This window comes from Dactylosporangium sp. NBC_01737 (genome assembly GCF_035963215.1).
GTDB lineage: Bacteria > Actinomycetota > Actinomycetes > Mycobacteriales > Micromonosporaceae > Dactylosporangium.
The window spans coordinates 5,253,823-5,273,254 of sequence record NZ_CP109153.1 but is presented as its reverse complement, the minus strand read 5'-3'; the positions used below and the strand labels follow the sequence as shown (position 1 = coordinate 5,273,254).

At 74.2% G+C, this 19,432-nt stretch carries 15 protein-coding genes; 5 read left to right on the top strand and 10 right to left on the bottom strand.

Features of this window, described 5'->3' with window-relative positions:
• Positions 1-49: 49 nt before the first annotated feature.
• Complete coding sequence (locus OHA72_RS23780) at positions 50-1,771, bottom strand: rod shape-determining protein (RefSeq protein ID WP_327009985.1); 1,722 nt, start codon at positions 1,769-1,771, stop codon at positions 50-52.
• Positions 1,772-1,860: 89 nt separating this feature from the next.
• Positions 1,861-2,118 (bottom strand): helix-turn-helix domain-containing protein, encoded by a 258-nt coding sequence (locus OHA72_RS23775; protein WP_327011648.1) that lies wholly within the window; start codon positions 2,116-2,118, stop codon positions 1,861-1,863.
• A gap of 543 nt (positions 2,119-2,661) precedes the next feature.
• On the opposite strand from OHA72_RS23775, the gene OHA72_RS23770 reads away from it, so the two are divergent.
• A complete protein-coding gene (locus OHA72_RS23770) occupies positions 2,662-3,519 on the top strand; it encodes a S41 family peptidase (RefSeq protein ID WP_327009984.1) in 858 nt (285 codons plus the stop codon).
• Positions 3,520-3,539: 20 nt separating this feature from the next.
• Here OHA72_RS23770 and OHA72_RS23765 read toward each other — a convergent pair whose 3' ends face one another.
• From OHA72_RS23765 to OHA72_RS23740, 6 genes are all read right to left on the bottom strand, one after another.
• Positions 3,540-4,790, bottom strand: a complete 1,251-nt coding sequence (locus tag OHA72_RS23765) for a glycosyl hydrolase (RefSeq protein WP_327009983.1) — start codon at positions 4,788-4,790, stop codon at positions 3,540-3,542.
• Between the two features lie 138 nt (positions 4,791-4,928).
• Positions 4,929-6,161 carry an endo-1,4-beta-xylanase gene (locus tag OHA72_RS23760; RefSeq protein ID WP_327009982.1) on the bottom strand — a complete coding sequence of 411 codons (1,233 nt, stop codon included), beginning with the start codon at positions 6,159-6,161 and terminating at the stop codon, positions 4,929-4,931.
• 15 nt (positions 6,162-6,176) lie between these two features.
• Complete coding sequence (locus OHA72_RS23755; RefSeq protein WP_327009981.1) at positions 6,177-7,220, bottom strand: polysaccharide deacetylase family protein; 1,044 nt, start codon at positions 7,218-7,220, stop codon at positions 6,177-6,179.
• Positions 7,221-7,347: 127 nt separating this feature from the next.
• Positions 7,348-9,708, bottom strand: coding sequence for an Hsp70 family protein (locus OHA72_RS23750; protein ID WP_327009980.1), 2,361 nt, complete (start codon positions 9,706-9,708; stop codon positions 7,348-7,350).
• A gap of 72 nt (positions 9,709-9,780) precedes the next feature.
• Positions 9,781-10,677, bottom strand: a complete 897-nt coding sequence (locus tag OHA72_RS23745; protein ID WP_327009979.1) for an adenosine kinase — start codon at positions 10,675-10,677, stop codon at positions 9,781-9,783.
• 109 nt (positions 10,678-10,786) lie between these two features.
• Positions 10,787-12,466, bottom strand: coding sequence for a pectate lyase family protein (locus OHA72_RS23740; RefSeq protein WP_327009978.1), 1,680 nt, complete (start codon positions 12,464-12,466; stop codon positions 10,787-10,789).
• A 163-nt stretch (positions 12,467-12,629) separates the two neighbouring features.
• Here OHA72_RS23740 and OHA72_RS23735 point away from each other — a divergent pair, with 163 nt between their 5' ends.
• Positions 12,630-13,367 (top strand): hypothetical protein, encoded by a 738-nt coding sequence (locus tag OHA72_RS23735; RefSeq protein ID WP_442788671.1) that lies wholly within the window; start codon positions 12,630-12,632, stop codon positions 13,365-13,367.
• Here OHA72_RS23735 and OHA72_RS23730 read toward each other — a convergent pair.
• On the bottom strand, positions 13,264-14,502 hold the full coding sequence (locus OHA72_RS23730) for a YncE family protein (protein ID WP_442788670.1): 1,239 nt from the start codon (positions 14,500-14,502) through the stop codon (positions 13,264-13,266). The genes OHA72_RS23735 and OHA72_RS23730 overlap by 104 nt on opposite strands.
• Positions 14,503-14,582: 80 nt before the next feature.
• On the opposite strand from OHA72_RS23730, the gene OHA72_RS23725 reads away from it, so the two are divergent.
• The 3 genes from OHA72_RS23725 to OHA72_RS23715 are packed head-to-tail and all read left to right on the top strand — an operon-like array spanning position 14,583 to position 17,485.
• Positions 14,583-15,833: a PucR family transcriptional regulator gene (locus tag OHA72_RS23725; protein WP_327009976.1), complete on the top strand. Its 1,251-nt coding sequence runs from the start codon at positions 14,583-14,585 to the stop codon at positions 15,831-15,833.
• A gap of 33 nt (positions 15,834-15,866) precedes the next feature.
• Entirely contained in the window at positions 15,867-16,613 is a 747-nt protein-coding gene (locus OHA72_RS23720) for a MerR family transcriptional regulator (protein WP_327009975.1), read from the top strand.
• Positions 16,610-17,485, top strand: a complete 876-nt coding sequence (locus OHA72_RS23715) for a hypothetical protein (protein WP_327009974.1) — start codon at positions 16,610-16,612, stop codon at positions 17,483-17,485. The genes OHA72_RS23720 and OHA72_RS23715 overlap by 4 nt, the downstream gene beginning before the upstream one ends.
• Before the next feature lie 572 nt (positions 17,486-18,057).
• Here the strand turns inward: OHA72_RS23715 and OHA72_RS23710 are convergent.
• Positions 18,058-19,332, bottom strand: a complete 1,275-nt coding sequence (locus tag OHA72_RS23710) for a family 16 glycosylhydrolase (RefSeq protein ID WP_327009973.1) — start codon at positions 19,330-19,332, stop codon at positions 18,058-18,060.
• Positions 19,333-19,432 lie beyond the last annotated feature (100 nt).

Genomic DNA, 19,432 nt, shown 5'->3' with positions numbered 1-19,432 from the left:
GCCCAGCAGCGTGACGGCCAGCCAGAAGCCGGGCCCGGTGCCGACCATGTCACCGGCGGTCTTCCCGGCCGGCAGGCGGCTCTGCTCGACGACGGCGGCGGCGAGCCGGTCCAGGACGAGCACCTGCCCGGCGACGAGCACGAGCGCCGCCAGCCCGCCGAGCGCGGCGGTCACCATCCGGCGGCGCCGGTCGCTGCCGATCGCCACGGCCCCGAGGACCGCGGCGAGCAGCAGCAGCGCGGCGACGTGCGCCGGCTGCGGGTCGAGCCGGTCGGGACGCCGCTGCCCGGGCGGGCGCAGCTGGTCCTCCCGCACGGCGGGCGCGCCGCCGGACGCGAGGTCGAACCCTGTGTACTCGCTCGTCCCTCCGGGCTGCGCCCTGCCGTAGCCGTCGGGCAGCCCGCACGACACGGTCGCGAACGGCAACGCGAAACACAGCAGTACCAGCAGCACCGTCGCGGGACTGCGCCACCGCCGCCGCAACGGCATCCGCCGCGGTACGCCCCCCGCGGCGCCCGGCACGTCCGCCGGCGCTTCTGCCGGCTCGCCGGTGGCCTCCGGCGCCGCGGCCGCCGTGGCGTGCAGCGCCCTTCGGCGACGACGGTCTCGGGACGCTCGACGGTGGTGGGCGCGATGCCGAGACGGGCGTGCAGGAGCCGGGCGAGCAGCGGCAGCCGGCTCCCCCCGCCGACGAGAAAGACCGCGGCCAGCCCCCGGCGTGCCCGGCTGCCTCTCCGGCGACCGCGGCGGGCTCGCCTGCGGGTGCGGCGAAACCACCGTCGGGTGCGGTGAACCCCTGGGCGGGCGCGGCGGGTCCCACGCCGGACGCGGCGAGGCTGCCGCCCGTGCCGGCCGGGTCTGCGACCACACCGGCGGCGGGCAGGCCGACGGGCTGGTGGCCGGTCAGGGCGGCGGCGAGGTCGGCGATGCGCGCGAGCAGCGGTGCGGCCGCGGCCTCCAGCTCCTCGCGGGTCAGGTGCGGGTCGCTGCGGCAGCCGGGGACGTGCACGGGCGCGACGCTGAGCCGGGACAGGCTCTCCTTGGCGGCCCTGACCTCCTGCCACAGCAGGAGCCGGTCCCGGCGGTCCGCGGCGGTCGCCGGGGCCGCCAGACGGTGCCACACCTCGGGCTCGGTCGCGGACACCACGTCGCCGAGGACGCCGACCAGGGCCGCGTCGACGTCGAGGCCACCGACGTCCAGGCCGCCCTGCGCGACCACCCGCCCGCCGCGGACGACGGCGAGGTCTGCGGTGCCGGCGCCGAGGTCGACGACGAGCAGCGCCGCGCCCGGTGGCAGGTCCTGGGGAAGCGTCGCGGTGAAGTACGCGGCGGCCGCGACGGGTTCGCTGAGGAACTCCACCGCGCCGAGCCCCGCCCGCTCGGCGGCGCCGGCGAGGACCTCCCGCCGCGGCGAGCCCCACCCCGCGGGCACGGTCAGCACCACGCAACCCTCGGCCGGGGAGGCGGGGAGGCGGGAGGCGACCGCGCTCAGGACCGCGGCGAGCACGTCGGCGACGTCCACGGTGTGCCGGCCGAGCAGGACGGTGCCGTCGTCGACGCGGCGCTTCGGGTTGGGTTCGAACGCGGCCGGGTCGGCGCGCGCGAGGCGCTCGGCGTCGGGACCGGCGACCAGGGCACCGCCGGTGCCGGCGTGGACCGCCGACGGCAGCTGCTCCCGGCCGTCGAACAGCACGGGCCGGATCCGGCCGTCCTCGTCGCGCAGCACCGCCACCGTGTTGGAGGTGCCGAGGTCGATGGCGAGCCGGTACACGACCGCAGCGTACGCCGCGGCCCGATCGACCGCCTCCCATGCACGGGCTGCCCTGCGCCGCCGCGGCGGCGGCACAGGAACGGACACCGTCAGTCGATCTCCGTCAGGCGCTCCCGGTTGATGCGGAGCGCCTCTTCGAGCTGGTCCTCAAGGATGATGATCCGGCACGCCGCGTCGAGGGGAGTGCCCTGGTCGCACAGCTCGCGGGCCCGGATCGCCAGCCGCAGCTGGTACTTGGAATACCGCCGGTGCCCCCCGGGCGAACGCAGCGGGGTGATCAGCTTCAGCTCGCCGAGCCGGCGGAGGAAGTCGTGCGAGACGCCGATGATCGCCGCGGCGCGACCCATGGTGTACGCGGGAAAATCGTCGTCGTCCAGCGGGTGGTCAGGTTGTGCCACGTCACCTCCACGTCGAGGGCCCCGGCGCTTGTGCGCCGGGGCCCAGGGTTTTGGGTCTATACACCATCTACCAGCACGAATGCCGGATTGTCATGTCCGCAGCGGACGCCACGTTCAGCGCCACATACGGGGATCGCATCTATCAGACCGAAGACCACCTCTCGTTCGATGGACACTGCGGTGCTCGCCCGACCTCGTGCAACGGTCGTCAGCGGGCGATCCAACGGTGTGAGCCCTCCCCTTCCTCTCGTCACTTTCACTATCGGTGCCGAACGGAGTCGCACCAGTCGCGCGGCTCTGTCCCTTCGCCCTCGGAGGGGGCGGATGCGTCAGCGTGGTTTGCTGTCTCTCTTGACCCCCAAAACGCTACCCTGCACCGCCACGAAAATCTAGTTCCGGCGTACCAGATTTTCTCGGATCACCCGTCTGGGTTCGCCGACGGCGTACGGCTCCTCACACCCGGCGGGGGCGGGGTTGCTCTACGGTCGGACGATGACCACCGTGCGTGACGTCACCGTCCGGCTCACCGCCTGGCTGGAGCGGCTCATGCCCGCCGGCGACCGGCGGGACTCGCTCACCGGCGTGCTGGCCCGCTTCGCCGCGGACGACCGTCCGGTCACCGCCGAGCTGTGCGCCGAGGTCGAGCGCCTCGCCTGGCGGGTGTCCCGGCACGTGGCACTGATCTTCGAACCGGACGGCACCGCACCGGCGGACACCGACGCCGGGCAGTGGCCGCCGCAGGACCCGGCGACCGTGCGGGCCCGCGCGGCGTCGGTGTCGCAGTCGCGCCGGTTCGCCGACGGCACCGCCCTGATCCGCATCGACGGGCTGGACGAGGTGGGTCTGGCCCGGCCGTACGTCGATGCCGCGTTCACGCACGCCCGCGACGCCCGGCGCATCGTGCTCGACCTGCGCGCCAACGGCGGCGGCGACCCGGCGACGGTCGCGCTGATCGCCGGGTGGCTGCTGGGCGACGAGGCGGTCCAGCTGTCGGAGGTGGTCGACCGGGAGTGGCGCCGGCAGTGGTGGACGCCGGACCGGGCCAGGGGCAGCGCGCTGCGTGCGGACGCCTGCGTCCTGATCAGCCGCAGCACGTTCTCGTCGGGCGAGGCCCTGGCCTATCACCTGCAGGCCCGCGAGCGGGCGTACGTGGTGGGCGAGGTCACGCCCGGCGCCGCCGACCATGTGCTGCCGATCCGCCTCGCGCCGACGGTCCTGGCGCACGTGCCCCGGGCGTACGTGGTGGACTCGGTCACCGGCGGGAACTGGGAGGGCACCGGCGTGATCCCCGACCTCAAGGTCCCCGCCGAGCAGGCCCTCGAGGCGGCGCTCACCGCCATGGACGAGTGAGCGCCGCCACCAGGCAGCCGTCAGCCGGCGGCGCGGTACGCCTCACCGGCCGGCGTCGGCGTCGAGCCGTCCTTGTACAGCCCGTACGGCAGGGAGTCCCCGACCGCGGGCAGCGAGAACCACGCATAGCGCTCGATCCAGGACGTGGCCTGCATCTGCGTCGTCGTCGCGGTGATGAACGCGGTGATCTGCGCCGTGCTCGGGTACTTCGGCGTGCCGGTGAAGTTCATCAGGCCGTACTCGGTGACCCAGATCGGCAGGTTGTACCGGTCGTGGACGGCCTTGAGGTAGCCCGCGAACTGCCCCGCCGCGGCGGCGCTGAAGTCGGAGCCGTACCAGTGCAGCGTGATGAAGTCGACCCGCCGCTGCTGCTGGCGGGCGCCGGTCATGAACCGGTCGAGCCACCCGCCGGGGGTGTTGCCGCCGTAGGCGACGGCCGGGCTGCCCAGGCGCATGCCGGTCGCCTCGAGCCGCGGCCACAGGCTCAGCGCCTGCTCGACGCTCATGTTGGCCTGCCCGGCGAGGTCCGGCTCGTTGAAGCCGAGCAGCACGGTGCCCTCGCTCTTCGCCTTGGCCAGGGTCGCGTCGGTGACCGAGGCGGCGCCCCAGATCATCGGTACGAACTCCGCGCCGGCGGGCATGCTGTCGTTGCTGGGTGACCAGTTGTAGTACCAGCCGGCGCCGACGTTCGTGACGGCCGAGGACAGCCCCGGGAACGACCAGGTGCTGACGCCCTTCTTCTTGGCGGCCGGCAACGAGGTGGGCGGCTGCGAGGCGGACGGCGACGGGGACGCCGACGAGGAGGGCAGCTTCCATGCCTGGTTGGCGCCGCCGGTGCACGCCCAGATCTGCAGGCGGGTGCCGTCGGCGGAGCTGTTGCCGCTGGCGTCGAGGCACTTGCCGGAGCCGGGGTTGACCAGCCGCCCGCCGCCGGCCGTCCAGCGTTGCGCGCCGGTGCCGTTGCAGGCGTACAGCTGGACCTTCGCCCCGTCGGCGGTGGACGCACCGGTCACGTCGAGGCACTTGCCCAGCGCCCGGACGCTGCCGTCGGACTCGACGGTCCACTGCTGCGCGCCGGTGCCGTTGCACGTCCACAGCTGCACGGCGGTGCCGTTGGCGGAGTTGGCGCCGGCCACGTCGACGCACTTGCCGGCGATGCCGGTGATCGGGCCGGCGGTGGCCGCGAGGGCGCTGGTCAGCCCGAGCACGCCGAGCGCGGCGACGGTGGCGGCCGTCACGAGGATCGCCAGGGTGCGGCGTTGGAGCTTCATGCGCTCAAGCTCGCCGATGGGTGACCGCACCGTCAACCTGGGGGCGGCGACTTCATCAAAGTCTAAGACAAACTTGAGAGAGCGCTCTCCGAACCCTGTCCGGCACCGCCGCCGCGATGCCGGACAGGGGGCTCGGCGTCAGCGCCTCGGCAGCTGCCGTGGCGCCTGCGGGATGCGGTTGCCGACCAGGGGCGGGCCGGCCGCGGCCAGGTCGCCCTGCACGGTGCGCAGCGACTTCTTCGGGTTGTACGCGGCGTCCCAGAGGCAGCCGGCACCCTCCGGCGGGTTCTTGAACCAGTTCGGGATCCACGAGTACTTGTCGGTGAAGCCCCACACCGTGAACGACAGGCAGTGCCGGTTCAGCAGGCACGCCTGCAGCAGCACGTGGTAGTTGTACGCCGCCGCCTGGTCCCTGGCGTTGACGTCGGCGCCGTTCGCGGCGAGGGTCGGGTCGTCGGCGTTCTTCATCAGGCTGCGCGCGTCGACCTCGGTGAGGGCGGCCGCGAGACCCAGGTCGGTGAAGCGCTGCAGGGCGTCGGCGACCTGGAAGACGTCGTAGTTGCCGTACTGCGTGGCAAGGTGCCCCTGGCTGCCGAAGCCGTCGATCGGCACGCCGTCCGCCCGCAACTGCTTGATCATGTTGTAGACGAACTGCGTCTTGTCGCCGGCGCCACCGTCGCCGAACGCCTCGACGTTGTAGTCGTTGTAGAACAGCAGCGCCTTCGGGTCGGCGGCGCGGGCGGTGCGGAACGCGTCGGCGAGGTACCCGGGGCCGAGCAGGTCGGCGAACTTCTGCTTGAACGACCCGGCGTTACCGCCGAGGTGGATGGCGCTCGGCGTCTCCCAGGGGTCGCTGACCGCCTCGTTCACCACGTCCCACTGCCAGATCCGGCCCTTGAAGTGCGTCACCACGTCGGTGATGTGCTTCTTGAGCAGCGCCCGCAGCTGCGGCCCGTCGATGGTGCCGTCGTTGATGCCGTCGTTGAGCCAGCCCGGCAGCTGGCTGTGCCAGACCAGCACGTGACCGCGCACCAGCTGCCGGTTGCGCACGGCGTTGTCGATGAGCGCGTCGGCCGGGCCCCAGTTGTACGTGCCGCGGGTCGGCTCGAGGCTCTCCCACTTCATCGCGTTCTCGGCGGTGACGGTCGAGAACTGCGAGTCGACCATCGTCTTGTACGTCGAGTCGGCGGCGTAGGCGGCCGGGTCGACCGCGGTGCCGAAGTACAGCCCGTGCTTGGCGGCGAGGGCCCGCAGGCTCTGGTCCTGCGGCTTCGACGGCCGCGCGTCGTGCGCCGACGCGGCCACGGTGCTCAGCGAGCCCACCGCCACGACGGCAAGGACACTCGCGTTGATCAATCTCCGGAATCTCATCCGTGCTCCGTTTCGTCAGGGGGTACGGCAGGTGGTGGCGGGGGCGGCGAAGTTGCCGTTGGTGACCATGACCGTGAAACCGAACGTGGTGCTGCCCCCGGCGGGGAGGCTGCCGTTGCCGCTCGGTCGCATCGTCATGACGTTGCCGCTGGAGTCCCAGCTGGGACTGCCGTTCCAGGTGGCGGAGACCCGCTGCCCGGAGCCGACCGTGACGGTCGCCGTCCAGCTGGTGATGGCGGTGCTGCCGGCGCGGATGGTGACCTGGCCGTTGAACCGGTCACCCCAGCGCTGGGTCTGGGTGTAGGTGGCGGTGCAGGTGCTGGTGCCGCCGCCGGGCGGCGGGGTCGTCCCACCACTCGGCGGCGGGGTCTGGGTGCCGTCCGGGGCGACGGCACGCCCGGTGGCGGTGGAGATCATGCCGGGGCACAGGCCGCGGCTGTTGAGGTTCGCGACGATCTGCGGGATCGCGTTGATGGTGGTGCTGTAGCCGTCGTGCATGAGGATCACGCCGCCGGCCTGCAGGTTCGAGGCGGCCTGCACGATCTGGGCGGTGCTCGCGCCGTTCCAGTCCTGCGAGTCGACGCTCCACAGGACCTCCGTGAGGCCGAGCTGCGACTCCACGGCGCGCAGGTTGGCGTTGGTCTCGCCGTACGGCGGGCGGAACAGCCTCGGCGCGGTGCCGGTGGCCTGCTGGATCGCCTGCTGGGTCTGCGTCAGCTCGGACGTGATCTGGCTGGTGCCGAGCTGGGTGAGGTGCGGATGGGTCCAGCTGTGGTTGCCGATCCACATCCCCGCCGTCTGCTGCGCCCGGACCTGCGACGGGTTCGCCTGCGCCCGCTGGCCGATGTTGAAGAACGTGGCCCGCGCCCCGGCGGACTGCAGCGCCGACAGCAGCGCACCGGTGCTGGACGTCGGGCCGTCGTCGTAAGTCAGGGCGACGTACCCGTTGGCGCAGTTCGCGGCGGCCTGCGAGACGGGGATGTTCATCGCGGCGGCCCCGACCGCGGCGAGCACCGCGGCCGCCGCGACGGCGGCAAGACGTCTGTGCACATGCTTCACGTGCCCTCCTGAGCGGGGATGGCGGGAGCGCCGTCGATAGACTTCGACGGATCTGGTGCGCTCTGTTGATAACCGCCGGTTCCCGCCCCGGGAACTGTTTTCGGAAGCTTTCGAAAGGGCTTGACAGCTACGCGACGGTGACCGTGCCCGCCTCGATGGCGGCGATGAGGTCGGTCCAGTCCTCCACGAGCTGCGCCTGGTCGATGCGCGCGAGGCGGCGCTGCGCGGCGCGGCCCGCGGTGGCGTCGCCGAGGTGCCGGCGCAGCACGTCGTCGACCTGGTCGATGGTGGAGTGCTCGCCGAGCAGGTCCTCGACGCCGTCGAGCTCCAGGTAGACGGCGAGCTGCGCGCACAGGTCCCGGCACCGGCAGACGAAGCTCGGCAGCCACCGCTGCGGCGGGCCGCTGAGGTGCTCGACCAGCAGCTCCAGGTCGAAGCGCAGCTCGTCGGCGCCGTCGGTGCGCACCTGCCACGGCGGCGTCGCGATGAGGCGGTCGGAGCCGTCCGCGGCCGCGTACCGCGCGAGGGCCGTCGTGTCGGCGAAGACCAGCAGCCGGCCGTCGGCGTCGGCGGGGAACACGTGCTCGACCACGTCGTAGCCGCCGCGCAGCTCACCGCGCAGCGTCACGCCCTGCAGCCGCGGGGTGGCGAGCTCGAGCAGTTCGACATTGATCAGCGCCGTGCGGTCCTCGTCCGGCGGCGGTACCCACACCGCCTGCCCACCCGGCCGCTGCCACTGCACCGGCTGCTGCCACGGCTGCGGCTGTTGCGGCGGCGGAGGTGGTTGCCACTGCTGCGGCGGCGGGCCGGGCCGCCAGCCGGGCGGCGCCTGTGGCGGATGTCCCCAGGGGTGCTGGGCGGGCGCCTGCTGGGCGGGCGCCTGCTGGGCGGGCGGCTGCTGGGCGGGCGGCTGCTGGGCGGGCGGCTGCTGGGCGGGCGGCTGCTGGACCGGATGCCATGCGGGTGGCGGCACCGCCCCGGCCGGCTGCTGCACCCCGGCTGCGGCGCGGCGTTCGCCGCGGGCGGGAACTGCTGCGCGGGCCCTGCCGGCTGCGGCGCCGGTTGTTGCGGCGCGGGCCACGGTGCGGCGTTCGCCGCCGGCGGGAACTGCTGCGGGCGGGAACTGCGGCACGGGCCCTGCCGGCTGCGACGCCGGATGTTGCGGCGCGGGCCACGGTGCGGCGTTCGCCGCCGGCGGGAACTGCTGCGCTGGCCCTGCTGGCTGCAGCGCCGGTTGTTGCGGCGCGGGCCACGGTGCGGCGTTCGCCGCCGGCGGGAACTGCGGCACGGGCGGGGAGTGCTGCGCCGCCGGGGAGAACGGCACGGCGCCGGAGGTGTCGCCGCCGCCGGAGATCGGCACGGGGCCGGTCCAGCCGATCGGCCGCTGCCCGGCCGGCGGCGGGGCGGCGGGCGCGAGGCCGGTCACCATCGGGTCGATGCAGCCGGCGGCCACCACCAGCTCCGGCTGGTCGATGATCGTCGGCGCGATGCCGAGGGCGCGGTGCAGCATCGTCGCGACGAGCGGCATCCGGCTCGCCCCGCCGACGAGGATGACGGCGCCGAGGGGGCGCAGCGGCACCGGGCACTCGGCGAGGGTGGCGGCGACCGCGGTGACCGTACGCTGGATGAGCGGCGCCGCCAGGGCCTCCAGCTCCTCGCGGGTCACGATCTGGTCGGTGTCCAGCAGCGGCAGGTACAGCAGCGCCGAACTGGTCCGCGACAGCATCTCCTTGGCGTTGCGCACGTCGTCCCACAGCTGCCGGCGGGCGGCCCGGTCGGCGACGGTGACGGGGTTGTCCAGCCGCGCCCACAGCTCGGGGGCTCCGGAGCGGCGGCGCAGCAGGTCGACGATCGCGGCGTCGACGTCCTGCCCGCCGGTCTCGTCGAGCCCGGCGCTGCACAGCACCTCCATGCGCCCGCCGCCGGAGCCACCGATCGCGGGCGGGGCGTGGCGCACGACGGCGACGTCGAACGTGCCGGCGCCCAGGTCGTACACCAGGAGATCGGCCGGACCGGGTGCATGCCGGCGCAGATGGAACGCCGCGGCCGCGACCGGCTCGGGCACCAGCCGCACCGGCCCGTCGAGCCCGGCGCCGGCGGCGGCCCGCAGCAGCGTGGCCCGGCGGCCGGGTCCCCACGCGGCGGGGTGGCAGACGGTGGCGCCGGTGACGGCCGTGCCGCCGATGCGCTGCGCCTCGGTCACGACGCGGCGCAGCAGCGCGCCGAGGAGCGCCTCGACGCTCACCTCCGCGCCGAGCAGCACGATGCCGTCGTCGATGCGGCGTTTCGGGTTGCCTTCGAAACGTTCCGGCCGGGCGCGGGCGGCGTACACGGCGTCGCGGCCGACGAGCAGGGTGCCGCTGTCATCGGCGTAGACCGCGGACGGCAGCAGCGGCGCGCCGTCGAAGAGGACCGGCTCGGGCGGCCCGCCGCCGCGGCGCAGGAACGCCACGGTGCTGGACGTGCCGAGGTCGACGCCGAGCTCCACCGCTGACCCCGCCCCCTGTCCGGTTCCGTCCGCTCATCGAAGTCGGGCGGTCCCGCGCTGTCAAGCTTCCCGTCAGGCGCGCAGCAGCAGGTCCGCGCGGCTGATCGGGTCGACGCGGGTACTGGGCACCGTGCAGGCGTGTGCCCCGGCGACCGTGCCGTACCGGGCGCACGCGGGTGCGGGCTCGCCGGCCAGGAAGCCGAACAGGAAGCCGGAGACGAACGCGTCGCCGGCGCCGTTGGAGTCCACGGCCGGCGCGGGCAGCGCGGCGACCGGCACGTGCAGCACGTCCGGCGCGTCGCGGGTGAGCACGTACGCGCCGGCGGCGCCCGCGGTGGCGACGGCGAGGCGGGGGCGGCCCATCGCCAGGACGCGGCGCAGCGTGGCCGGCACGTCCGGCAGCGCCGCCGCGGACATGAACACCAGGTCGGCGCCGCGTGCGAACTGCTCGTGGTAGCCGTTGACGCCGTCCCAGTCGTGCAGGTCGGTCGACACGGTCACCGGCAGCCCGGCGAGGACCCCGGCGGCGTGCTGGCACGGGTCGGTGATCGACACGTGCACGTGCCGGCCCGCGCCGGCGAGGTCCCGCAGCAGCGCGTCCGGGAAACGGGCCGTGTCGTCCTGGCGGCTGCCGTCGTACAGCGACAACCGCCGGCCGGCGGGGTCGACGAGGTTCACCGCCCGTTTGGTGCCGGCGGGCGTCGGCACCGCGGTGAACGGCACGCCGTGCCGCTCGTGCAGGTCGCGGACGAGCACGCCCTCGGGGTCGTCGCCGAGCACGTCGAGGTGGTGGGTGCGCAGGCCGAGCGCGTGCAGGCCGAGGGCGACACCGTCGCCGGTCTGCCCGGCGCGGGTCCGGATCGCCGGCACAAGATAGCTGTCGGCGAACGGCAGCGGCAGGCTCGGCACGGACACGACGGTGTCGACCCCGGCGCCGCCGAGCACCAGGACGTCGTTGCGGTCGATCATGCTGCCGACAGTACGGGCCCGCCCGCGCTCCGGGCGGGCCCGCACGACGTGGCCTACGGCACGGCAGCCAGTTGGCTGACCTCCGGCACGGCGGCGGCCGGTGGGTGGCCTACGGCACGGTGTCCGCGCCGGTGGTGCCGGCGCCGGCGGCCGGTGGGGTGGCCGACGCCGAGCCCGCCGCGACGCTGTACGGCGGCGGAGCGACCGAACCGTCGGCCCGCAGCCAGTCATCCTGCGTCTTGCCGCTGTCGTTCGCCCGGGTGATGGTGGCGGGGTCGTAGAAGTTGCTCGCCGTCCACGTCAGGCGGGTGTCGCCGAAGTCCTGGGTGATGGTCTTGGCGCCCTTGACGTAGTTGGCCTCGGCGTAGATCTGGCCGCCGACGCCGAGGCCGAGGAAGTAGTCGGTGACGTCGACGTAGTTGGCGTACACGTGGGCGTAGCCGAACCGGACCCGCGGGTGGCGGGTGTTGGAGCCGTCCATCCAGTTGTGGTGGTAGGTGACGTGCAGGTAGCCGCTGTCCTGGGCGCCGTTGCCGTCGGAGTGCCCGAGCAGCATCGTCTTGTCGGTGCCGACGAACCGGTTGTACGACACGGTCACCAGGTCCGAACCGCGCTTCACGTCCACGGACCCGTCACCCGCGGGGTGGAACGTGTTGTGGTCGACCCACACGTGGTGGGAGTAGCACTGCACGTTGACCGAGTCGTCGGCGGACGCGCGGAACGTCAGGTTGCGGATGATGACGTTCTGCACGTGGGTGAAGCTGTCCTTTTCCGCCGGGTCGCACAGGTCGCCGCCCCAGGCGACCTCCTCGGGCCCCCAGCCGTTGACGTCGAAGCCGAAGCCGCTGATCGTGGCGGTGGCGCCGGCCCCGATGATCGTCTTGTTGGAGCCGACGTCGAGCATGTCGGCGCCGGTACCGGTGATGGTGCCGGACACCCGCACGATCCTCGGCGCGTCGTCGGCGACGGCGGCGGCGAGCTGCGCGTAGGTGGTGACGGTGACGGTGGGCCCGCCGCTGCCGCCGTTGGTGCCGGCCCGGCCGTAGCCGGTCAGGGTGGCGAACCCGGTGAGTCCGGCGCCGTTGCCGGGCGTGCCCGTCGGCGGCGTGCTCGGGGTGGGGCTCGGGCTCGACGGGCTCGGGCTGGGCGGCGTGGTGCCGCCGGTGGTGACGCTGACGTCGTCGAAGGACGCCGACGCGTACGACGTCTGCAGCCCGATCCGCCCGGCCGCCGACACCGTGCTGGTCGCGGTGGCGACGGTCGCGCCGTCGACGGTGCCGCGCACGGTGCTGCCGCTGACCTCGATCGCCAGGGTGTACCAGGTGCCGGTCGCCACCGTGCGGGACACCCCGCCGAGCACGGTGACGGTGCCGCCGTTGACGGCCTGCAACTGGACGCGGTTGCCGGGCAGCAGCGCCAGGCGGTAGTACTTCGTCGCGCTGCCGGCCCGGGCCAGCAGTGCGGCGAAGCCGGCGGTGCTTGCGGATCCGAGGTTCAGCGGCTTCACCCTGGCCTGGACGGTGTAGTCGGTGAGGGAGTTGGCGGCGTTGAAGAGCCGGGCGTTCTCGCTGCCGGTGTTGGACTGGTTCGCCACGCGCGAGCCGTCGGTGGCCACGGCCCAGGTGCCGCCCGACTTGGACCAGCCACTGATGCTGCCGTCCTCGAAGTCGGCGCTGAACGCGGTGGCGGCGTCGGCCGTCTGTGCGAGGACGACGGCGCCGGTGACGGCCAGCGCCGCGGCGGCGCCGGCGGACCACCACCTGCGGCGTGAGGGCGATCGTGTGTCCATTGCGGACCTCTCTTGCCATGAAGGACCACGGCCGCACGCACCCGGGCAGGGCGGCGCGACCGCAGGGGACGGCGGCGGGTCCATGCGCCACTCCGGCATGCCAGCAACCGGGTAGTGGTCACTGTCGGGGTGTACACGCCTTAGGAAAGCGCATTCCTAAGCCGTGACGGTAGCCGCCGTTCCTGACGGCTGTCAATGTCAGCGGGCACTGCCCGGCGCGATCCGGCACAACGCAGCACGGCCCGGCACAGCGCGGTCCGGTCCGGTCCAGTGCGGTCCGGCTCAGCGCGGCACGGCGCGGCGCGGCCCGGCACGGCACGGCCCGGCACGGCCCGGCGCGGCCCGGCACGGCCCGGCACGGTCCGACGCGGCGCGGCGCGGCACGGCCCGGCACGGCGCGGCCCGGCACGGCCCGGCACGGTCCGGCGCGGCGCGGCGCGGCGCGGCGCGGTCCGGCACGGTTCTCGCGGCCCGGCGCGGCCCGGCACGGCACGGCCCGGCGCGGCACGGCACGGCCCGGCACGGCCCCGGCACGGCCCGGCGCGGTGCGGTGCCGCGCAGCACCGCGCGGCGCGGCGCGGCGCGGCGCGGCACGGTCCGGCACGGTCCGGCACGGTCCGGCACGGCCCGGCACGGTCCGGCACGGCACGGCCCGGCACGGCCCGGCACGGCACGGCCCGGCACGGCCCGGCACGGCCCGGCACGGCACGGCCCGGCACGGCCCGGCACGGCCCGGCACGGCCCGGCGCGGTGCCGCGCAGCACCGCGCGGCGCGGCACGGCTTGACGTGGGGTGGCTCAGTGGGGCGCAGTCCAGCCGGTGGCGATCCGGCCGAGGCGGATCCGCTGCGGGTGGTCGCCGACCGCGACCGTGGCCACCTTCAGCCCGGTCGCGAAGCTGATCGCGGTGACCCGGTCCGCGCCCGACTCAGAGATCACGCAGTCACGGCCGTCGGCGCTGACCGTCGCCCAGTAGGGCTTGCTCGCCGGCACGAGGGCGGCAGGGGTGAGGCTCGCGCGGTCGACGACGGTGGCGTAGTCGTCCATTGTGCCGGCCACGCACACTCTGGTGCCGTCCGGGCTCATCGACAGGCCGTGGTGGCGGGAGTCGTTCACCCACGTGGTGCGGTCCTCGCTGGTGGCCGGGTTCTTCGGCAGCGTCGCGACCCGGGTGATCCGGTCGGCGGCCACGTCGTACTCGACGAGGCCGTTGAAGAACGACACCTGGAAGTACAGCGTCGACTCGTCGGGGGTGAACACGGCGGGCCGCACCGCGTCGGACAGGTCGGACCGGCCGAACGCGTCCAGGCGCTGGCGCATGTCGATCACCTTGGCCGTCCGGAACGTCGCGGTGTCCACGACCGTGATGTGCCGGTCGCCCTTCGTCCAGTCCAGCCACGGGTCGTCCAGGGCGGTGTTTACTTCGCCGATCGACATGTTCCACAGGTACCGGCCGCCGGCGGTGTACACGTTCTCGTGCGGCTTGTCGCCGGTGCCGAACGAACCGGCCTGCCGGCCGGTGGCGATGTCCAGCACGTGCACCGTGTTGGACGTGGAGGCCGACACGGCGACCCGGGTGCCGTCCGGCGAGACGGCCATGTGGTCGGCGCGGAACCCCGACACCGGGAAGCGCCACCGCAGCGCGCCGGTGCGCAGGTCGATCGCGACCACGTCGGCGAAGCTGGGCCGGGACACCACGAGCGCGGAGCCGTCCGGCGTGGTGTACATGTCGTCGACGAGCTGGTCGTGGCCCTCGCCGGGGCCCTGCTGGACGCCGAGGTAGAAGGCGAGCTTGACCGGGTTGAGGTAGATCTCCCAGAGGCGCTGGGTCCGGTCGGGCACCACGTTGATGCGGCCCAGGGCGGCGTATCCGCCACTGGGCGCGATGACGTCGACGGTGCCGTCCCAGTTGTTGCCGACGAACATCACCTGCTGGAGGGTGGTGGCGGCGGCGGGTACGGCACCGGCGACGGGGACGAGGGTGGCGGCGACGACGAGACCGGCGACGAGCGCGCGGCGGGCTCGCTGGAGTGTCACGGGGCTCTCCTGACGGCGGAAGCGATGTTACCTTGCGGTAACAGAAAAGCCGGGGCGCACATCCATCGATAGGTGTCCGGGTGCAACGCCCGGCCCGGGCGTTGTGCGCCGCCCACAAACGCACCTGGGAGGCGGAGCCGATGTCGCTGGTGCCGTTGCTGCGGGACCTGGCCGGCGACCCCCGCGTCGTCGACGACCTCGTCGAGGCGGCCCGGTCGGTCTCGGCGGAGGTGGCCCGGCTCCCCGCCGAGGAGAACCGCCGCCACATCGCGCTGCTGCTGACGGCCGGGCTCGCCGCGTTCGAGCGCCTCACCGACCCCAGCGCGCACGACTTCACCGAGGCCACCCGCCTCGGCGCGGACCGGGCCGCGCAGGGCGTGCCGCTCAGTGCCCTGCTCAGCGCCGTGCAGGCCGGCCGCACCCGCGCGTTCGAGATCGCCGTCGGCCGCGGCCGGGCCGCCGGCATCCGCGACGAGGTCCTGCTCTCCGCGGCGCTGGAGTTCGACCGGTACGCCGGCGCCCTGGAACGTCACGTCATCGCCGGCTACCGGACCGCGGAGCTGGAACTGGCCCGCGGCGGCCGGGACGAGCGCACCGCCCTGCTCCGCAGCCTGCTGCGCGGCGACCCCACCGGCGACCTGGGACGCTTCCGCCTGCACCCCGGCGGCCGGTATCACTGCCTGGTGGCCGACGTGTCCGACCCGGCCCACGCCCGCGCCCTGGAACAGCACTGGTCGGCCCGCGGCGGCCTGTTCGGCACCGTGGACGGCCGCCTCGCCGGCCTGACCTCCCGCCCCCCGGCGCCGGCATCGCCCTCGGGCACGGGCGCGGCAGCGGGTGTGGGGTCGGTTGACCCGGAGGTCCTGGTGGTGGTCTCCCCGGCTGTGCCGCTCGCCGAGGCCGGCGCCGCCCACGGGCTGTGCGTCGCCGCACTGGGGGCGGCGCGCAGGTTCGGCCGGCGCGGGGTGCACACCGTTGCCGGCCTCGCCGGCGAGACCGCGCTGACACTGCAACCAGGCCTCGCCGCGGTGCTCAGCGGCACCCTGCTCGCCGCGTTGCGACCGGCCGACGAGTTCCATCGGGAGCTCGCCTGCACGGCGCTGGCCTACCTCGACCACGGGCAGCGGCTGGACCGGACGGCCTCGGCGCTGCACGTGCACCCCAACACCGTGCGCTACCGGCTGCGGCGCCTCCAGGAGATCACCGGGCTGCCGCCCTCGCCCGGTGACGCCGAGCAGCACCTGACCGTCCTGGAGACGCTGCGGTACTGGTGGGCGCTGCGCACCTGGCTCGACACCCACTCGCCGGCCACTCACCCGCCGGTCGCTTGACCTTGCCGTAACGTCAACGTTTCTACTGGACCCATGCGGATCGGTGAGCTCGCCGCGCTGGTCGGGGTGTCCACCCGCACCGTGCGCCACTACCACCACCTGGGCCTGCTGCCCGAGCCCGCCCGGCTCGTCAACGGATACCGGGAATACCGGCTGCGCGACGCCGTCGTCCTCGCCCGTGTCCGGCGGCTCGCCGAGCTCGGCCTGTCCCTCGACGAGATCCGCGACGTGCTCGCCGACGACCAGGGCCGCGAACTGCGGGAGGTGCTGCTGGACCTCGACGCCGACCTGGCCCGCCAGCAGGCCGCCATCGCTGCCCGGCGCGACCGCCTCGCGGCGCTGCTGGCCCGCCCCGACCTCAACCCGGACTCGACCGTGTCGCCGGACCTCGCCGCGGTGCTGCGGGACCTGCCGACCGGCGACTCCCCGTTCGGCGCCCTGGACCGCGACCTGCTCACGCTCATCGGCACCGGCGCCGACGAGGAGGCCCGGGCCGGTTTCGCGGATCTCCTGCGCCCCCTCACCGAACCCGGCGCCCTGTCACGCTGCCAGGCCCTGTACGCCAGGCTCGACGACCTCGCCACCGCCGAGCCCGGCGACCCCCGGGTCGCCGCACTCGCCGAGGACCTCGCCGCCCACCTCCCCGACGGCATGGCCACGGCGATGTCCGCCGCCGGACCGGAGACCGACCGCTGGATGGAGACCGTGACCGTGGAGATGTCCCCCGCGCAGGCCGAGGTGTTCCGGCTGCTGCTGACCGCCCTGCGGGAGCGTGCATGATGCTGCGAGTCGCCCGCGCCGCACTGTTCGCCGCCGTCCCCGCCGAGCTGCTGCTCGTGGTGCTGCTGGTGTCCGGGACACCGTTGCCCCGCCTGCTCGTGACGGTCGTGGAGGCGCTCGTGCTCGGGGTGCTCGCCCTGGAGGCGGTGGCGGTGCTGCGCCTGTTCCGCGCCGGTCGCCGCCGCGGCCTCGACCGTCGCCGGGCGGCCCGCGCCGCCTACGAGGACCTCGTCCCCGTCCAGGTCCGCCGGATCATGGGCTTCGACACGAAGGGCATGGTCAGCCTGGCCCTGTGGCTCACCCGCCGCCGCCACGGCGTGCCGCCCGGCGCCGTGCCCGTGCCGTACTTCGGCGCGCAGGCGCCCGCACTGGTCGTCTTCCTCGGCGCGATGGTCGTCGAACTGGTCGTCATCGACATCGTCCTGCGCTCCGTCGGCGCCCCCGCCGCCGTCCGCGCCGTGCTGATCGTGCTCGACGGCTACTCGATCCTCCTCGCGCTCGCCATCATCGCGTCCTGCGTGACCCGCCCTCACGTCGTGTCGGCCACCGAGGTCCGCATCCGCTCGGGTGCCTTCTTCGACCTGCGCATCCCCCGCGCCCAGATCGCCACGGTCCGGCGCGTGCGCGCCTACAACGAGAAGGGCACGGTCCGCGTCACCGCCGACGTGCTCACGGTCGCCGTGTCCTCCCAGGCGAACCTCCACCTGGAACTGAACGCCCCGATCGTCGCGGTCCGCCCCCTCGGCGCCACCTGCGAGGTCCGGACCGTCCGCTGCTTCGCCGACGACCCGGCCGCCGCGCTCGCCGCCTTCACCGACACGACCCCGGCCCCCGACCGGCCGCTCGACCCCGCCACCGGCCCGGCCTCCTGACCCCGCAACCGGCCCGCCCCTGACCCCGGCGCCGGCCCGGCCCCTGACCACGGCACGGCCCCTGACCACGGCACGGCCCCTGACCACGGCGGCGGCCGGCGGCCCGCGACCACGCGCGAGACCCCGGCGTCCTGCGCCGGACCGCCCCGCGCGAGCGGCGTTGCCGGCGGGGTGCGGGATGGAGCGTCCAGGTCGGTTAGCAGCCGGGCGTTGCGCAGCCGGGTCAGCTTCGTCGCATGGCGCGCCGCGAGCCCGTGCGCACGCGCCTCCGCGAACTCCGCCCTGACCCGCAGCCGCTCCGACCGGCGCTGCGACCACGAGGCCTGCGCCGCCGCGCGCCGCGCATCCCAGTCCATCGAATCAGGCACCGCGGCAGACCCGGAATCCGGTGCGTCCAAAGAGAAATACGGTCGTGGCACGTGCCGCCTCCCCCCGGTAGGCGTTACCCCTCCATTCTCGAGGCCGCACACCACCGCGTCCAGCGCCGTGACGCCCCGTGAGCGGAGCCACACCCAGCGCCCGCCGCCCGGCCCGAAGAGGGCCGAGCGGCGGGCAGCGGGCGGCGGGTGGGGTCAGGCGAAGGTCCACCGCTGGTTGGTGCTGGCGGCGCAGTCCCACAGCTGCAAGGGGGTGCCGTTGGCCGAGGAGACGTCCTTGGCGTCCAGGCACTTGCCGAGGGCGCGCACCGTGCCGTCGGCCTGCGCCGTCCACTTCTGGGCGGCGGTGCCGTTGCAGTCGTACAGCTGCACCTTCGTGCCGTTGGCCGGGTTGGCGGCCAGGACGTCGAGGCACTTGCCGAGGGCGCGGATCGTGCCGTCGCCGGGGCGGGACCACCGCTGGGCGCCGGTGCCGTTGCAGTCCCACAGCTGGACCTGCGTGCCGTTTGCGGTGTTGGACGACTGGACGTCGACGCACTTGCCGCCGATGCCGGTGATCCGGTTGCCGGTCGCGGGCGGCGGGGTCGTGGTGCCGGTGGTGTAGGCGAAGACCCGCACGTAGTCCACGACCATCTGCTGCGGGAACGTGCTGCTGCCGTCCGGCGAGCCGGGCCAGTTGCCGCCGACAGCGACGTTGAGCAGCATGAAGAACGGGTGGTCGTACACCCACTTGTTGCCGCGCGTGTCGGCCGGTGTCCGGCGGAAGTACTGCGCGCCGTCGAGGTACCACGTGACGGAGTCCGGTGCCCAGTCGACGGCGAAGGTGTGGAAGTCGTCGGCGAGGGCGCGGCCGCCGGACAGCGTCGTGCTGCCCGTGAGCGGGTTGCCGCCGGAGTACCCGGGGCCGTGCAGGGTGCCGTGGACGGTGCCGGGCTCCTTGCCCACGTTCTCCATGATGTCGATCTCGCCGCTGGCGGGCCACGGGTTGGTGCCGATGTCGTCGCCGAGCATCCAGAACGCCGGCCACAGGCCCTGCCCGCGCGGGATCTTCAGGCGCGCCTCGAACCGGCCGTACTTCTGCGTGAACTTGCCCGCGGTCAGCAGCCGCGAGGAGGTGTACTGGCAGCGGCCGTACCAGCAGCTGAAGTTGCCCGGGTTCTCCTTCCGGGCGCTGATGACGAGGTGACCGGCGCCGTCGAGCGCGGAGTTGGCGGCGCCGTCGGTGTAGTACTGCAGCTCGCTGTTGCCGAAGCCGCCACCGCCGACGTCGTGCTTCCACTTCGACGCGTCCGGCCCGGCGCCGCTGGGCCCGTCGAACTCGTCGGACCACGTGAGGTTGCCGATGCCGGCAGACGCCTCGGGTGCGTTGTTGACGGTGGTGGCGACCAGACCGGCGACGGCGATCGCGAGTGCGGCCGCGATGACCGGCAGCGGGCGGCTGGTCCAGCGCCGCCTGGTGGACGTGCTCATCTGGTGCTCCCAAGGGGGTCCGGGATTGATCGAGTCCACGCTATGGAGAGAGCGCTTTCAAGGTCAATCGCCGCACCTCAAGGGCACCGTACAGGCGCCT

Coding starts and splice junctions, on each gene's coding strand:
- OHA72_RS23760 (WP_327009982.1), bottom strand. CDS start 6,161: ATGAGATTCCGGAGATTGATCAACGCGAGTGTCCTTGCCGTCGTGGCG.
- OHA72_RS23710 (WP_327009973.1), bottom strand. CDS start 19,332: ATGAGCACGTCCACCAGGCGGCGCTGGACCAGCCGCCCGCTGCCGGTC.
- OHA72_RS23770 (WP_327009984.1), top strand. CDS start 2,662: ATGACCACCGTGCGTGACGTCACCGTCCGGCTCACCGCCTGGCTGGAG.
- OHA72_RS23745 (WP_327009979.1), bottom strand. CDS start 10,677: ATGATCGACCGCAACGACGTCCTGGTGCTCGGCGGCGCCGGGGTCGAC.
- OHA72_RS23715 (WP_327009974.1), top strand. CDS start 16,610: ATGATGCTGCGAGTCGCCCGCGCCGCACTGTTCGCCGCCGTCCCCGCC.
- OHA72_RS23740 (WP_327009978.1), bottom strand. CDS start 12,466: ATGGACACACGATCGCCCTCACGCCGCAGGTGGTGGTCCGCCGGCGCC.
- OHA72_RS23765 (WP_327009983.1), bottom strand. CDS start 4,790: ATGAAGCTCCAACGCCGCACCCTGGCGATCCTCGTGACGGCCGCCACC.
- OHA72_RS23775 (WP_327011648.1), bottom strand. CDS start 2,118: ATGGGTCGCGCCGCGGCGATCATCGGCGTCTCGCACGACTTCCTCCGC.
- OHA72_RS23720 (WP_327009975.1), top strand. CDS start 15,867: ATGCGGATCGGTGAGCTCGCCGCGCTGGTCGGGGTGTCCACCCGCACC.